Genomic DNA, 15,817 nt, shown 5'->3' on the forward strand with positions numbered 1-15,817 from the left:
CCATAGTCTCTTGTGACCCAATAGGCTAGCTCTAAGTATGTGGATGGGACAATAACCGCAACCAATCGCATGACGCGGTGTGTCGTCGTGCCAATACGATCATGGACAACCCAGAGTTGAAACAGGAAGCGCTCAAGCTCAGCGACCGGCTTGCCATTGAGCGCACGATACTGGCTTCGGACCGCTCGCTGTTGGCCTGGGTGCGCACCTCGTTGTCCTTGATCGGCTTTGGATTCACCATTTATAAGGTTCTCCAATACCTGCTGGAGCAAAATGCGGCAACGATGTTGCGTGCCCAGACCCCAAGGAACGTGGGGTTGTTTCTAATTCTGACCGGAACCATTCCCTTGCTGCTGGCGGTCATCGGCTACCGCCACACCTGGAAACGGCTACACCGCCAAATGGGCGTCGTGGCGCCCAGCCTGCTCTGGAATCCCAATTTTCTCGCCGCGAGTCTCGTCGGCCTGCTCGGCTCCGCGCTGGTGATCGTTGTCGTATTACGCATTCGTCTGCTTTGACCTGCATCGTCCCGGGGGAGGGACGGGGCCGGTGAGCCGCGACTACCGAACAGGATTTGTTTTCGGGAGAGCCAGTGGAGAGCACGAAGGCAGTCGCCGTAGCGCTGAGCGCATGGGTAGAACTCGCCGCCGAGGTGCTTGCTGTGCTGACCGTAGCCATCGGAGTGGCCAGCGCCGTATACACGGTAAGAGTCGCACGGACGTTGGGGGCACCGCTCGCTGTATCGGGCCCGTCCTTTCGGGCGATTCGTCCGAAACTCTCCCATTTCCTGGCGCTGGAGTTTCAGCTGGCTGCCGATATTCTTGGCACCGCCCACGCCGGACTGGAATCAACGGGGTAAGCTCGCCGCTGTCGCTGCTATCCGGACATTCCTGAACTACTCCTGGACCGCGACTTAAGAGAGATCGGGCGCCAGGCCTAGTGTGGCGATGGCCGGGTCTGTGCGAGACCGAAAACCCTCGCGCCTGGCGGCGTGGGCCTTTGGTCCAATTGTTCCGTTTTGCCCTGCCCGCTAGATTTGACATCAGGTGCATGCGACCCGCGGTTGCCGGCGGTAAGCACTCGTGGTCACGAGCGCAAGCGCTAAAGGAGGGTACGGCATCGTGACTTTCGCCGAGATCATTATTCTTGCTCTCCAAGCGAGTATCTTTTTTACCGTCTTCGGCTTCGGGCTCGCATCCAGTTTCGATGATCTGGCATATCTCCTGCATCGCCCGTCACTGCTCGGGCGCTCATTGCTGGCGATGTACGTCATCGTCCCGTTGTTCGCCGTGGCAACCGCGGCATTGCTCGATTTTCCTCCGGCGGTGAAGATTGCCCTCGTCGCACTTGCCCTGTCGCCGGTACCGCCGCTACTGCCGATGCGAGAGCTCAAGGCGGGAGGGACGGCATCCTTTGCATTCGGACTGCTGTTCACTGCGGCGCTGCTCTCGGTCGTCCTGATCCCCGTCGGCCTCACAGTGGTGGCTAACATTTTTGCTTTTGCGCCGCAGAGCGCAGTGCCTGCAATAGTGAAAATTGTCCTGCTGACGGTAATCGGGCCATTTGTCCTCGGCGTGGTCGTACATCACTACGCCCCGGACGTCGCGGCGCGCATAGCGAAGCCGGTCTCCGGAAGCGCGCTGGCCGTTCTCGCGGTGAGTGCTGTGCTCGTCCTGGTCGTGCTCATGCCGTCGATTATTTCCCTGATCGGCAACGGGACGGTTCTGGTGTTTGTTGCTTTCGTCGTGGTCGGACTTATCGCCGGTCACTTTCTGGGTGGCCCCGAGCCGGACAACCGCACAGTGCTGGCGCTCTCGAGCGCGGTTCGCCACCCCGCGGTGGCGTTGGCCATCGCCAGTGCCAATTTCCCGGACCAGAGCCTGGTGACACCGGCGGTTTTCCTTTACCTGCTCGTGAATGCGGTGGTGTCGATCCCCTACTTGGTGTGGCGGCGCCGCAGCCGCGCAGGGCGTGGAGGGACAACGGGCGCCGTCCGCGGCGACATGCCGTCTTGAAACGCGTGCGATGAAGCCTCGCTCAGCGCAGTGCCGGCCGGTGCAGTACGAGGCGGTCAAGGCGACGTAAAGAAAGTAGCAAACGTGCGTGCAGCCGGGCGCTCAAGCTTTCAACAACATTCAATGGAGACAGCAAATGGCACGCAAACCCGAAATAACCGGACGTGAAGTCCTGCCGATTCCGGACCAGGCTCGGAGCGGCCTCATCACCTACGACGCCAAGGATCCGGACACCCACTTCCCCAAGATCCAGGAACTGCGGCCTCCGGCAAGCGCCCCCAACGTCCTCGTGATCCTGCTGGATGATGTGGGTTTCGGCGCGAGCAGCGCGTTTGGCGGGCCGGTCAACACACCGACCGCCGAGCGCCTGGCGGCGACCGGGCTGAAGTACTCCCGGTTCCATACGACCGCTCTCTGCTCGCCGACGCGTCAAGCCTTGCTGACCGGACGCAATCACCACTCGGTCGGCATGGGCGGGATCACCGAGATCGCCACGGGGGCGCCGGGTTACTCTTCGATCCGACCCAACACCGCCGCGCCGCTCGCGGAGACGCTGAAGCTGAACGGCTACTCCACGGCCCAGTTCGGCAAGTGTCATGAGGTGCCGGTGTGGCAGACCAGCCCCGCCGGCCCGTTCAACGCCTGGCCGACCGGCGGAGGCGGCTTCGAGTACTTCTACGGGTTCATCGGTGGTGAGGCCAATCAGTGGTACCCGTCGCTCTACGAGGGCACAACCCCGATCGAGGTCGAGAAGACGCCCGAACAAGGCTACCACCTGATGGAGGACATGACGGACAAGGCCATTGCCTGGATCGGCCAGCAGAAGGCACTCATGCCCGACAAGCCCTTCTTCGTGTACTTCGCGCCGGGTGCAACCCATGCCCCGCATCATGTACCCGGCGAGTGGGCGGACAAATACCAGGGCTACTTCGATCAGGGCTGGGACAAGCTGCGCGAAGAGACCTTTGCCCGGCAGGCGTCCCTGGGCGTCATCCCGGAGAATGCCGAGCTGACCCCGCGTCCTAAGGAAATCCCGGCCTACGACGACATGCCCGAGGCCCTCAAGCCGGTGCTGGCCCGGCAGATGGAAGTCTACGCGGGGTTCCTCGAGTATACCGACCATCACGTGGGACGCCTGCTCGATAGCCTAGAGAAGCTCAACATCCTCGAGGACACGCTGATCTACTACATCATTGGCGACAACGGCGCCTCGGCCGAGGGCACGCTCAACGGCACGTTCAACGAGATGATCAACTTCAACGGTGCCGCCGCCCTGGAGAGCCCGGAATTCCTCATGGAGCGCCTCGAGAAGTTCGGCGGTCCCGAGTCCTACAACCATTACGCGGTGGGTTGGGCCTGGGCGATGGATACGCCCTACCAGTGGACTAAGCAGGTGGCCTCCCACTTTGGCGGAACCCGCAACGGGACCATCGTGCACTGGCCCCAGGGAATAAAGGCCAAGGGCGAGACCCGCTCGCAGTTCCATCACGTCATCGACGTGGCGCCGACGATCCTCGAGGTGGCCGGATTGCCCCAGCCTATCGCGGTGAACGGTGTCCAGCAGAAGCCGATCGAAGGGGTCAGCATGGCCTACTCGTTCGACGAGCCTACAGCGGCCGAGCGGCACGAGACGCAGTATTTCGAGATGTTCGGCAACCGCGGCATCTACCACAAGGGCTGGACGGCGGTGACCAAGCACAAGACCCCCTGGCTTCTCCTCGGCGAGGAGACCCCGGCCTTCGATGACGACAAGTGGGAGCTCTACGACACCAACACGGACTGGAGCCAGGCCAACGACCTGTCCAAGCAGATGCCCGAGAAGCTCCACGAGTTGCAGCGCCTGTGGCTGATCGAGGCGACCCGTTACAACGTGCTGCCGCTTGACGACCGCGGCATAGAACGCGCTAACCCGGAGTTGGCCGGGCGGCCGGTGCTGCTCAATGGCAAGTCCCAGCTCCTCTTCAGAGGCATGGGCCGACTGTCGGAGAACTCCGTGCTCAACATCAAGAACAAGTCGCACGCGGTCACCGCGGAGATCGTCGTGCCCGAATCCGGTGCGGAAGGCGTAATCATCGCGCAGGGCGGCAACATCGGCGGCTGGGTGCTCTACGCCAAGGGCGGCAGGCTCAAGTACTGCTACAACCTATTGGGCATCCAGCATTTCTTTGCGGAGAGCGAGAGTGCCCTGCCGGCAGGCAGGCACCAGGTGCGCATGGAGTTTGCGTACGCCGGCGGGGGGCTGGGCAAGGGCGGCAAAGTCTCGCTCTTCGTGGATGGCTCGCCCGTTGGCGAGGGCTCAGTGGAGGCGACGGCAGCCATGATCTTCTCGGCCGATGACACCTGCGACGTGGGCGCGGACTACGGTGGGGCGGTCTCGCCGGACTACGGCCCGCGCGGCAACGCATTCAACGGTGAGGTGAGGGGCGTGGCGATCGATCTTGCCGAGGCCGCCGAAGACGCCGATCACTACATCGACCCGGCGGAGCGGGTGCGGGTTGCCATGGCGCGGCAGTAATAGGCGAGTCAGGACTGGCCGTCCTCGGCGGAGGGTCAGTCCTGACTTTGCACGAGTTGATCGTGTTGAGAAACCGGAAAACTTGCGAAGCGCAGAGGCGATAGCCATGGCAAAGCCCCCGCCGTCCTTTCATCTTCTCGCGAAGCCTACGGGATCGATCTGCAACCTGGATTGCAAGTACTGCTTCTTCTTGTCGAAAGAGATGTTGTATCCAGGGGATCGGTTCCGCATGGCCGACGAGCTGCTGGAAACCTATATCCGCCAGCTGTTGGAATCGCATCACACACCTGAGGTGACGATAGCGTGGCAGGGCGGCGAGCCGACTTTAATGGGGCTCGACTTCTTCAAGCGCTCGGTCGAGCTGGCCGAGCGCTATCGCCAACCGTGGCAGCGGGTGCAGCACACAGTCCAGACCAACGGCGTGCTGCTCAACGCCAAGTGGGCGGCGTTCTTCAAAGAGCATGGCTTCCTCGTCGGGTTGTCGGTTGACGGGCCGCGAGAGCTCCACGATCGGTACCGGGTGGACAAGCGGGGCAACGGCTCCTTCGACCGGGTAATGGCCGGCTACGAGCACCTGCGGGCCCACGAGGTCGACGTCAATGTGTTGTGTACCGTGCATGCCGCCAACCAGGACCGTCCTCTAGACGTGTACCGGTTTTTCCGTGACGCGATGGGGGTGCGGTTCATCCAAATCATCCCCGTCGTGGAACGTACCACCGAGACGTTGCTGCCGCTGGCGAATCTGGGGTGGGGCACCAAGGGCAACCAGAAGCGCCCCCTCTATGTCCAGGCCGGCAACCGGGTCACCGAGCGCAGCGTTAATCCAGAGGCATTCGGTCGTTTCCTTATCGCCGTCTTCGACGAGTGGATCGTCCGCGATGTCGGCGAGGTGTTCGTGCAGATGTTCGACGCGGCCCTGGCGAACTGGCATGGGGAGCCGCCAGGGCTATGTGTGTTCTCCGAGACCTGTGGACTTGCACTGGCCCTCGAGCACAACGGCGACCTCTACTCCTGTGACCATTACGTCGAGCCCGCCTACCGACTGGGCAACATCACCGAAACTCCAATGGCCGAGCTCGTGGCCTCGGACCGCCAGCGGGCATTCGGGCTGGCCAAGCGGGACAGCCTCCCCCAATACTGCCTGAACTGCGAGGTGCGCCATGCCTGCCATGGCGAGTGCCCCCGCAACCGGTTCATGAGCACCCCCGATGGCGAAGGCGGCCTCAACTATCTTTGCGCCGGCTACAAGGCTTTCTTCAATCACATCGACCGCCCCATGCGTCTCATGTCCGAGCTGCTGCGGCAAGGCCGCGCTCCGGCCGAGGCATCACCCGTGCTGGCTGCCGAGCGCCGGCAGCGGCCTGAGTTGGTTTAGCAACGATGCTAGGAAGTAAAAATTTCAAACTATGACGGCACCAAACGCACCCAGCGTACTGGCCAGATACATGCCCATTCTGGGCTGGCTGCCGCCCTACCAGGGCGGCTGGTTGCGCTTCGACCTGGTTGCCGGCCTGACCGCCGCCGCGGTGGTCATTCCCCAAGCCATGGCCTATGCCACCATTGCCGGCTTACCGGTACAGGTAGGCTTGTATACGGCGGTGGTGCCCATGGTGGTCTATGCGCTGTTGGGCACTTCGCGACCGCTCAGTGTAAGCGCCGTATCGGCGCTCGCGATGCTAACGGCGACGGTTCTGGCCAGAGTGGCGCCCGGAGCGGGTGACCAGGAGCTGATGGTCACCGCCGCAACGCTGGCCGTCCTGGTGGGTGCGCTGCTGGTGGCGGCGTCACTGTTGCGGCTCGGGGTGATGGCCAACCTTATCTCCGCCCCGGTGCTGACGGGCTTCAAAGCCGGTCTCGGCGTAGTGATCTTCGTGGGTCAGCTGGGCAGCCTCCTAGGCGTGCCCGTGGCAGAGGGGTCTTTTCTGCAAACAATTGTCTCCCTGGTGAATCAGCTTGGCCGTACCCATACGCCCACCCTGGTTCTGGGACTGGCGATGCTGGCCATTCTAATTCTCCTACCGCGCCTGCTGCCGCGGTTGTCCGCGCCGCTTGTGGCCGTGGCCCTCGGCATTGCGGGCTCGGCGCTCCTTAACCTCGATGCACAGGGTATAAAGTTGGTCGGCGAGGTTCCGCCCGGTTTGCCGTCGTTCTCATGGCCTGATACGGCGTTGGCTCAGGCGCTGCTGCCCGGCGCACTGGGCATTGCTCTTCTGTCGTTCGTCGAGTCCGTGGCTGCGGCCCAGGCCTTCCGAAAGCACGGCGAACCAGCGCCCGAGGCCAATCAGGAGTTGCTGGCACTGGGTATGGCCAACATCGCGGGCGGCCTTTTTCAGGCAATGCCCTCAGGCGGTGGCGCGGCGCAGACAGCCGTGAACGACCGGGCCGGTGCCAGGACGCAGGTAGCCGAGCTCGTAACCGCCGGTGTAGGAATCGTCACGCTGCTGTTCTTCGCCCCGCTGCTCAGCTTGTTGCCCAAGGCCACCCTGGGTGCCCTGGTGCTGGTGGCAGCGGCCGGTCTGATCGAGGTGGGGGAATTCCGCGCCATTCGGAAGGTGGCCACCCGGGAGCTGGCCTGGGCCTTGGTCGCCTTTGCGGGGGTTGTGGTGCTGGGCACCCTGGAAGGCATTCTGGTCGCTATCACCGTGTCCATGCTGAATCTTATCTACCAGGCCAACCGTCCCCCCGTTTACGAGGTGGGACGCATGCCCGGTACGGACATCTACCGCCCCATGGTCGACCACCCGGATGATGAGACCGTTCCCGGCTTGTTGATCCTGCGCACCGAAGGCCGTTTGCACTTCGCCAGCGCACCCCGGGCGCTGGAGAAGATGCGGGTGCTGATTCAGCAGCGCCAGCCCAGGGTCGTGCTTTTGGAGTGCAGCGCCATTCCGGATTTCGAGTACACGGCACTCATCCAAATGGCAGAAGGCGAGGAAAAGCTGGGTGATGCCGGTATTACGCTGTGGCTGGCAAGACTGAATCCGGTGCCACTGCATACCGTCCAACGTTCACCGTTGGGCGCTGCGCTGGGCCCGGAGCGCATTTTTCTCGACATAAGAGAGGCGGTCGAGGCGTACACACAACGCTTTGGCCTGGGGGACACCAAGTCATTGAATAGGTGAAAAGGTATGCCGAGAGAAATGTCACCTGATGGAAATCTGAGGTCCAGCGCCGTGAGGACGACCTCCTTCGGTGTTGCAGGACACATTGCCATTGCGATTTTCTTCGCCGCTTTTATTGGCGCGATTCACTTTGCCTCGGCAACGGAAAATACGCGGTATAGCCCCGCCAGCTTTACGCAGACTATCGAGGCTGGCATGAAGTCATGCGCGAAGCGGATCGGGTACGATCCCGATGCCCCTATCGACGAGACGTCTCTGGGAGAGAATGAGCGCCCATGGCGCGCTTGTGTGTATGAGGTCATCGAAGACAAAATTTTTCCGACAACCCGCATTCCTGACCGGTACAGGATGCTTATTGCTGAAGATCAAGCAATGACCGACGCGATTCAGGAGGGCCTGTTAATGCGTAGCCAACGCCGTAGTCGTCTCCAACAACTGGCTGACGAGATTTCTGCTGCGGAAGCAGCGGAGATGGCGGTATCCGATCCGAAGGTGGAAGAGGCTGAGGCGCAAAGAGAAACGGGATTCGTCCGGCGCATGGTGAATGGCCTTCGCTGATTCCGCATTGCGTGGATGTCTCCTTTTAACGCCTGCACAGCCAGGATCAAAGTGCGCTCGACGTGTCAAAGGTGCTCCGTCATAAGGAGCATGAACTGTTTCCGCGCGAGAGGGCTGACGCGAGCCGATCCAATGGCGAATGGCCCCTCGAAACGGGCCGTAGTGTGGGCACGCAAGAGACGTTTGACACCGCGGCCGGCAAGCGCAGTTGGCACTCGATCAGGTTCCCGGTAGTTGAGTCGGACGGCAGAGTCTGGGCGCTCGGCAATATTGGGACCGAGGTCACCGAGGTGCGACCGCGGAGCAGAAAGCGCGTGTGTTGCGCCATCAGCTCCGGCATATGGAGCGAGTTGCACGCACAGACATGATCAATACATCGATAGCCCATGAATTGCTTGAATCGGAGCGCGAAAAAGGAGCCTACTGTTTTTATGGTTGAAGACGAGCCGAGTCTTCGCACGAACGTAGCGGCTGATTGCGGCAGCCGGCTATCACGTGGAATGTTATGAGAACGCCTACGATCTGCTTTTGGCCGTCTCCGAGAGCCCAACGGGTGCGCTTGGGTCGATGTGCGAATGCCGGGTGTGAAGGGTCCGGAGTCGCATGAGCTTCTCTGCGAGCGCAGCCCGACTCGCGCCGTCGTTTTCTTGCCAGTTTTCGCGATGTCCAAACCAGCGTTAGGGTGATGAAACAGGGCCCGTCTCGGCAGAGGTTCTGCTCGAGGCCGGCGACCGTACGTTGACACACAGTGCGGAAATGCGAGGCTAGCCTGCTTAGTGGTGGAGGTGGCCAGGGGGCGGATCCACGCCTCGAAGTGAGCCAGCTTGCGCGGCCGCCCGGGGCCACGGGAGGCGCTGTGTGCTGAGCGCTTTACCACGGAGGTAACGGCGTACGGTGTTGCACGAGACGCCGAGCTTCCTGGCGGTCGCCCGAGTACCCATGCCCGGCGGGTCAAAAGCCGTATTTCCATAATCGCTTCCCCTGTCAGCATTGGGGCGCCCTCCACGAAGAGCAGCCCAAGTACAGCAGAGGTGGGCCAATCGTTTTAACCGGATAGGGGTCAGTTTCGGTGTCCGCCGACAGTGCTGGAGAAAGCGCGTCCGCATCCTCGCAATCTACCTATAGGACCAACGTCCAATTTTCCTCATTTCGCGCCAGGGCTACGCTCACCCACGCGGCATGAAGGGAACAAGATTACGGCCCGTCCGCCGCTAGGTAAGCGAATGGATTATTTAATGACGCTTCAATGGAATGAAGTGCACGCCGATGCACGTTGGAACATTCGTTGTTCGTGCGCATTAGGCTGATCGCAATTGCTGCCCATGACTGGGCGTGAAGGTTGAGCGGCGAGGAAGCGGAAATCCGTATGCTCATGGTGCGGCAGCAGACAGACCACAGCCTACCGTAGGCCGCGATTCTCGCCAATGCGGTAACCATGCAAGCAGACGTCAAAACTCCGGAATTTTCACTGCTCGGTGGGCCATTGCACTGGATGGCATGCCGGATGGGCCTAACGCGCGCGCCGGCGAATTCTATTGGGCTCGGGCTGGCGCTCGGCTTGATTACATGGAGCGTGCTCATGGCGCTGTTTATCATCCAGTGGCTGCTGGATGGTGCAGCGGCCGCTCACTTTCCGACCATCGGTGCGCACATGCGGCTGCTAGTGGCTATCCCGCTGCTGTTCGTGACCGAGGCTTGGGTGGATCCGCGGGCGAGCGCTTTCGTGCGCGGAATCGAGCGTTCAGGACTTATACCGCCTTCCGATCTACCCGATCTGAGCCGAGAAATACGACGCACTCATCGCCTCAACGATTTCTGGCTGGTGGAGGCCGGTCTGCTTGGCGCTGCGTTCGGCATGGAAATGCTTGATGCGCGCTTCGGCATGCTCGAGATGGAGACCTGGGTTGTGGTCCCATCCGTGACCGGCGCTGAACTGACGCTGGCTGGACGTTGGTACTGGATGTTCTGTCTGCCTCTCTTCCGTTTCCTCTTACTGCGCTGGCTTTGGCGACTTGGAGTCTGGACCTTTTTCCTATGGCGCCTGTCGCGGCTTGAAATTCGCCTTTCACCCATACATCCCGATTATGCGGCCGGACTGGGCAATCTGGAGCTTGTGCACATTCACTTCGTTCCGCTTATCGCAGCAATCTCCACTGTGTTAGCTGCATCGTATGCAGAGGATGTCTCTTCGGGGAAGCTCGCATTCGAGGCTATCTTTCTTCATGTCGCGCTTATCTTGCTAGTGGATGTGGCTTTGTTCGCCGGACCACTTTTCATCTTCACCCCCAAGCTATGGCGCTGTCGTCTCAAGGGGTTGGATGACTACATGGTCTTTTCGGCGCGTTACGTGCGCGCGTTCGACCTGAAATGGTTGCGCGGCGGCGAGTGCTCTGGCGATGAGCTGCTTGGTACCGCCGATATTCAGTCCCTGGCCGACTTATCCAGCAGCATTGAGATCGTGCGCAACATGCGGTGGGTTCCCGTGAGCTACGGGTTGCTAGTCAGTTTCGCAGCCGCGGCGATTCTACCGATGCTGCCGCTTTTGCTTCTCAAATACCCGATTGACGAATTGGCGCAAAAGATTTTCCAGATATTGGTGGGAATATGACAACGGCCATTTATTTATTCACTCATTTATCCGGCGTGACGAGCCGTCAACAAGTGAATTTCTTACTGGTAGTCGTGCGCCTGAGCCGCGCTTGGCGAGTTGCCGGCTCGGAAACGGGCGCTAATTACATAGAGGATGACCGATGTGCTGAACACCGCGCATCACTTAGGCCACGATAAAGAACGCATTCGCGCCGCGGCAAGCGCGCTCCACGCCGCAGTCAAGCCGATCAAGGTGCTGAAGGCCATCGACTGGCCGCCGGCGGTGAAGCAGCGCTTCTTCGCGGATGGCGCTCGTGAGCTACCGCGTGTCAGCTACCGCGGCTTTGACCCGGCGCCGACACTCGATGCGCTTCGCGAGGCGCGCTCCCACATCGCCTCCGATTCGGTGATAGACCAGTGGCTGGCGCGCCAGGCGGATGCGCTTGAGGATGCGGCCCGCATGCTCGCCGCGGTCGGCACCCGCGAGTTCTTCGCGTACGGGCGACGCTTATATGGCGAGCCGACCGCGCCGCTGCGCTTTCACCCCGCCACGCCGCTCGAACTGGCGCAGCGCATGCGCGAGGTGACGGAGCAACTCGCGCATCTAAAAATCGATATCGGGCCGCCGTCGCTCCATAGCGCAGAGGAGGTCGCGCGGGACATCGGTGCAGCGGTGGGCAAACACTTCGGCGATGCCGCTCCGAAGATCGAGATCGTCGAAGTGCTCTCGGCGAATGCGTTGGCGAGCCGCAAGGCCATCAAGCTCAAACGTGGCGCGCGCTTCACCGACCGCGATGCCCAGCAATTATTGCAGCACGAGGCCTTCGTCCACGCCGCGACAGCACTCAACGGACGCACCCAGCACGACCTGCCGATTCTCGGCGATGGACATCCTTGCAATGCGCGTACCCAGGAGGGGCTCGCCGTGTTTGCCGAGTTGGCCAGTGGTACGCTTGAGCTTGACCGCCTCACGCGGCTCGCAGACCGCGTGTTCGCAATCCAGATGGCAGTGGAAGGCGCCGACTTCTTAGTGGTGTATCGCTGGTTCCTCGAGCGCAGTGATGACACGGATCGTGCCTTCGAAAGCGCCCGGCGCGTGTTTCGCGGCGGCGTGCTGAGCGGCGGCGCTCCTTTCACGAAAGACGTTGTGTACCTCTACGGCCTGCTGCAGGTCATCAATGCGTTCCGCGCGATTTTTGCCGCCGGCCGTGCCGACTGCTTGCAGCTCCTTTTTTGCGGCAAGCTCGATCTCGCGGACATTCCGGCACTCGGCGAACTCGCCCACCGGGGGATGGTGCGCGCGCCGCGTTTCGTGCCGCCGTGGATCAGCGATCCGCGCTCAGTCTATGCGCTGCTGGCGGTCAGCTCGTTCACGAGCCGCATCGATCTCGAGCCGATGACGAGGTTCGCGGAACAACTGCTGGCGTCCGTGCCGCGCGTAGAGCTCCGTCCATAATCTCTATCGATCGCGCTGACCATTTGCAGCGAAGTCAGCGAGCCACCATGGGTGCGATGCGGCCAAGAAGATGAGAAATACCATCGCCGTGCCATCTTTAACCCTCGTCCGTTAAGCCGCCAGACCGCGCGCGTCGTATAGGACGAAGGTCCAATTCCCGGCGCCGCCGCGGCGCCGTACCCTCCTGTGAAGTGAGACCGCAATCCGGGAGCTTCGATTTCGTCCGGATGATTCTTATCAGTGGAGGTTAGCCATGCATAAACAGTGGTTGATTCCTGCGGTCGCAGCCTTCGTCATGGTTTATGGTATCAACGCCGAAGCCGACGATAGCCTCAATACGGGGTGGGCGTTCGAGTTTACGCCGTACCTCTGGGCGGCGGGCATCGATGGCGATGTGACCGTGCGCGGCCGAACCGCCAACGTCGACATGGACTTCAATGACTTGGTGGATGATGTGGACATCGGCGGCTCATTCCTGGGTGTCGTGCGCAAGAATCGCTTCGTAATGTGGGCACAGTTTGATTACGTCGGGTTGGAGAGCGACGACTTGGGTGACGTGCCGTCGGACGCGAAATTAGAGACGAACATGTTGCTCCTAGAAGCCGCCGGAGGCTACCAGTTTCATGGGCCGTTCAAAGGTTCGACGATAGACGCGATGGTTGGATTTCGGTATGGATCTTTTGAGAACAAACTGACCATACAAGGCGCTAAGGCGAAGCGGACTCAAGAGCTGGTGGACCCCATGCTTGTCGTGCGCCCCAGGATTCCGCTCTATCACGACTGGATCGTGTTTAGCCCGACGCTAGCCGTCGGTGGGGGCGGCGATTCGGAATTTATCTATGAGCTGCAGCCTCAGCTGCAGTTCCAGTTCACGGAGAACCTCGCTGCCCGAGTGGGTTACCGTCGGCTGCATTACAAGTTTGAAGGGAAGAGGGACAACGAATTTGACGCAGACCTCCAGGGCTTCATCGTCGGTCTGGGTGTCAAATTCTGATCTGACTCAGGCGAGCTATGGAATGGCAAATCGGCATTCCAAAAGCAGCCGACTTTCTCGCCTGTGCGGTCAGGTCAGTGCTCGCCGTGGACCGCGCAATGGAGCAGCTGGGAATAACTTTGGTAGGGCGCGAGGGACAAGCCTTCACTGGTTTAGGCACGCCCTTATGCAATCACCAGGGCGGACTGTCGGATAAATAGTCAACTATCTCACGGTTTTGATTTTCCCTTCAGGGAAAGCGGTTCTGATCGATCGTGCAATCGCTCGGCTTAGCTTGGCAAGGCTGCGGCTCATGGCTGCCACCAGCTCCGGATAGCCGGGACCGCCAAGCTTTTCCCGGATGCTGGCCTCCTGCACTAAGGGCTCTCTTTCGCTGTCTGGAGCTGCTATGCTCCACCTCGCGTTGAGCAGCACATCCCCTCCGGGCGCGCCGTCAAAGCGCAAGATATCCATACCGACCTGCAAGTCCGGGGGTTTTGGATGATTCCAGGTGTAGAAGTCGATCCGATTGGTATTCAGCTGCTCTCCGAGGTCTTCGGCCAGCACTCTTGCAATATTATCACCCAGAGGCTCGGCCCAGCGTTCGAATTCAGCCAGCCGGAACTCGTTAAGCCCGCTCCTGGTCACGATCTGAGACCTTTTCAGGTAGCCGGGGATTCGCACTGGTGCGACCAGAATGGTCAGGTCGCCGGAAAGGGTGTCCGCCTGCGGTCTCCCCGACTCCGATTCGGACACGAAGGAAGAGCTTTCGAGCCGGTAAAAATGGGTCGCATTCTGGGTTCCCTTGCCGATGTTGACACATCCTGTTAAGAGGACTAGCAGGAGCGGGATGAAAGAGGAAAAGCATTGCCGGGTCTTCCTCATTTCATTTTCCTTCCTATTCGCTTTTGCCGCGGAGCAGGGCGTCCGGTCGGCGTTCAAGGGTGTCGGCCAGGCCGCGCAGCGAAGAGGCTGCGGCCGTTAATTCCTGAAGGGTCGCGGTGAGTTGATGGCCCAAGGGCGAATTGCCGTCCGCGATGTTTTCGGCTGTGGCAAGGGTGCGCTGGGCTTGCTTGAGAGCGGCAATCGCCGCCTCAGTGGTAGCCCGGAATCTTTCGGCCATGGGGCCTACCTGCTTGTTCACACTCTGCACGAGAACATGCATATTCGCCAGCATCTGGTTAAGGGTATCAAGACTCTTCTGCATTTGCGCCCCATTGGCGAGTTTGTCCAACCCTTTCGCAGCGCTGGAGAGGTTCTCAACCAGTTGCTCCAATGGAATCCTTTGTAGCGTGGCTATAACCTTCTCAGCGGTTCTCCCTATATCCTGGATGTCAGTCGGGACGGTGGGCACCTCGATATGCCGGGGGTCCGCACCCACCAGGCGGACTGGCTTGTTGGGAAATAAATCCAGGTTGATCATCACCTGTCCGGAGACCAGACTCTGCATTTGCAGCTGGGCCCGAAATCCCGTTTTGATCAGGCGATTGACGAACTGCTGCTGCCCCTTCTTGTCGAGAACTTTCGGTTTATTGACACCCTCTCCGACCACGGTAAAACGATCTGGGTCGAGCTCAATGTAGACAGGAATCAGCACCTTCGCCCTTTCGCGGTCGAGCAGCACGTCAACGCCGGTCACCTCTCCGATGGGAATTCCCCGATAGGCCACCTGAGATCCGACACTCAAGCCCTTCAGCGATCCTTCGAAGAAAAGAACGTAAGAGGGCCTTTGTTTAAAAAATTTTCCCGAACCGAACACCAGGACGGCGATAAATAACAGGGCGACTGCCCCAAGGACGAAGACCCCGATCAGTGTCTTATTCGCTTTTTTGCTCATCGTGCGGGCTCTTGATCAGGGGGCGGATGGCGGTTCACCTTCCTCCCCTCGCCTCTGGTCAAAAAATTGATGATTTTTGGGTCCTTCGATTCGGCGAGCAATTTTTTCGGGTCGCCGCTGGCCAGCATCGTCCTGGTTTCCGGATCAAGGAAAACCGAGTTGTTGCCAATGGCAAAAATGCTCGCCAGCTCGTGCGTGACTACCACGATGGTTGTCTCCAGGCTTTCGCGGAGCTGAAGGATCAAGTTGTCGAGCTGCCGGGCGCTCACCGGGTCGAGGCCGGCCGAGGGCTCGTCGAAAAAGAGGATGTCGGGATCGAGCGCCATGGCCCGAGCCAGGCCGGCTCTTTTTCGCATGCCACCACTGATTTCGGAAGGGTAGTAGTCTTCGAATCCCGCGAGTCCCACCAGGGAAAGCTTCAGAGCGACAAGGTCCATGATTCGGCCGGCCGGCAGGTCCGTATAGTGCTCCAGGGGCAGCGCGATGTTTTCCGCCAGGGTCATGGAGCTCCAGAGAGCGCCGGACTGATACAAAATCCCGAAGTGCCGCATGAGCTTTTCCCGTTCCTCCGGTAGGGTCTCCCAGAAGCTGGTCTCGCCGTACCGGACCCGGCCTCGCAGGGGCTCTTTCAATCCCACCAGAATTTTCAGCAGCGTACTCTTGCCGCACCCGCTTCCCCCCATGATGATGAAGACATCTCCTTTATCAATGGCGAAGCTCAGGTCGCGCATGAGCACAAAGCTGCCGTATCC

The 15,817-nt window shown here is 60.6% G+C and carries 14 protein-coding genes; 11 read left to right on the forward strand and 3 right to left on the reverse strand.

The features are described 5' to 3' along the window. Window positions 1–101 precede the first annotated feature (101 nt). The 11 genes from AC52Q4_RS02540 (at window position 102) to AC52Q4_RS02590 (ending at window position 13,249) form a co-directional block, all read left to right on the forward strand. On the forward strand, window positions 102–518 hold the full coding sequence (locus AC52Q4_RS02540) for a YidH family protein (RefSeq protein ID WP_495535228.1): 417 nt from the start codon (window positions 102–104) through the stop codon (window positions 516–518). Between the two features lie 74 nt (window positions 519–592). Then, entirely contained in the window at window positions 593–859 is a 267-nt protein-coding gene (locus AC52Q4_RS02545; RefSeq protein ID WP_495535229.1) for a hypothetical protein, read from the forward strand. Further along, window positions 822–917, forward strand: a complete 96-nt coding sequence (locus tag AC52Q4_RS02550; protein ID WP_495535230.1) for a DUF1622 domain-containing protein — start codon at window positions 822–824, stop codon at window positions 915–917. The genes AC52Q4_RS02545 and AC52Q4_RS02550 overlap by 38 nt, the downstream gene beginning before the upstream one ends. Before the next feature lie 204 nt (window positions 918–1,121). Next, a complete protein-coding gene (locus AC52Q4_RS02555; RefSeq protein WP_495535231.1) occupies window positions 1,122–2,015 on the forward strand; it encodes a bile acid:sodium symporter family protein in 894 nt (297 codons plus the stop codon). Window positions 2,016–2,151: 136 nt separating this feature from the next. Further along, on the forward strand, window positions 2,152–4,530 hold the full coding sequence (locus tag AC52Q4_RS02560; RefSeq protein ID WP_495535232.1) for an arylsulfatase: 2,379 nt from the start codon (window positions 2,152–2,154) through the stop codon (window positions 4,528–4,530). Between the two features lie 106 nt (window positions 4,531–4,636). Further along, complete coding sequence (locus AC52Q4_RS02565) at window positions 4,637–5,905, forward strand: anaerobic sulfatase maturase (protein WP_495535233.1); 1,269 nt, start codon at window positions 4,637–4,639, stop codon at window positions 5,903–5,905. 31 nt (window positions 5,906–5,936) lie between these two features. Further along, complete coding sequence (locus AC52Q4_RS02570) at window positions 5,937–7,652, forward strand: SulP family inorganic anion transporter (protein WP_495535234.1); 1,716 nt, start codon at window positions 5,937–5,939, stop codon at window positions 7,650–7,652. Window positions 7,653–7,658: 6 nt separating this feature from the next. After that, entirely contained in the window at window positions 7,659–8,210 is a 552-nt protein-coding gene (locus AC52Q4_RS02575; RefSeq protein WP_495535235.1) for a hypothetical protein, read from the forward strand. A 1,504-nt stretch (window positions 8,211–9,714) separates the two neighbouring features. Further along, complete coding sequence (locus AC52Q4_RS02580) at window positions 9,715–10,818, forward strand: hypothetical protein (protein WP_495535236.1); 1,104 nt, start codon at window positions 9,715–9,717, stop codon at window positions 10,816–10,818. A 135-nt stretch (window positions 10,819–10,953) separates the two neighbouring features. Then, window positions 10,954–12,255, forward strand: a complete 1,302-nt coding sequence (locus tag AC52Q4_RS02585) for a peptidase MATCAP family protein (protein WP_495535237.1) — start codon at window positions 10,954–10,956, stop codon at window positions 12,253–12,255. Window positions 12,256–12,508: 253 nt separating this feature from the next. Then, entirely contained in the window at window positions 12,509–13,249 is a 741-nt protein-coding gene (locus AC52Q4_RS02590) for a porin family protein (protein WP_495535238.1), read from the forward strand. 204 nt (window positions 13,250–13,453) lie between these two features. Here AC52Q4_RS02590 and AC52Q4_RS02595 read toward each other — a convergent pair whose 3' ends face one another. From AC52Q4_RS02595 to AC52Q4_RS02605, 3 genes are read right to left on the reverse strand one after another with little or no spacing between them, the layout of a single operon-like run. Then, window positions 13,454–14,113, reverse strand: a complete 660-nt coding sequence (locus tag AC52Q4_RS02595) for a PqiC family protein (protein ID WP_495535239.1) — start codon at window positions 14,111–14,113, stop codon at window positions 13,454–13,456. 13 nt (window positions 14,114–14,126) lie between these two features. Further along, complete coding sequence (locus AC52Q4_RS02600) at window positions 14,127–15,065, reverse strand: MlaD family protein (RefSeq protein ID WP_495535240.1); 939 nt, start codon at window positions 15,063–15,065, stop codon at window positions 14,127–14,129. After that, window positions 15,062–15,796, reverse strand: a complete 735-nt coding sequence (locus AC52Q4_RS02605; RefSeq protein WP_495535241.1) for an ABC transporter ATP-binding protein — start codon at window positions 15,794–15,796, stop codon at window positions 15,062–15,064. The genes AC52Q4_RS02600 and AC52Q4_RS02605 overlap by 4 nt, the downstream gene beginning before the upstream one ends. Between the last annotated feature and the right edge of the window lie 21 nt (window positions 15,797–15,817).

The sequence above is a fragment of the Nitrococcus sp. genome (genome assembly GCF_059432795.1).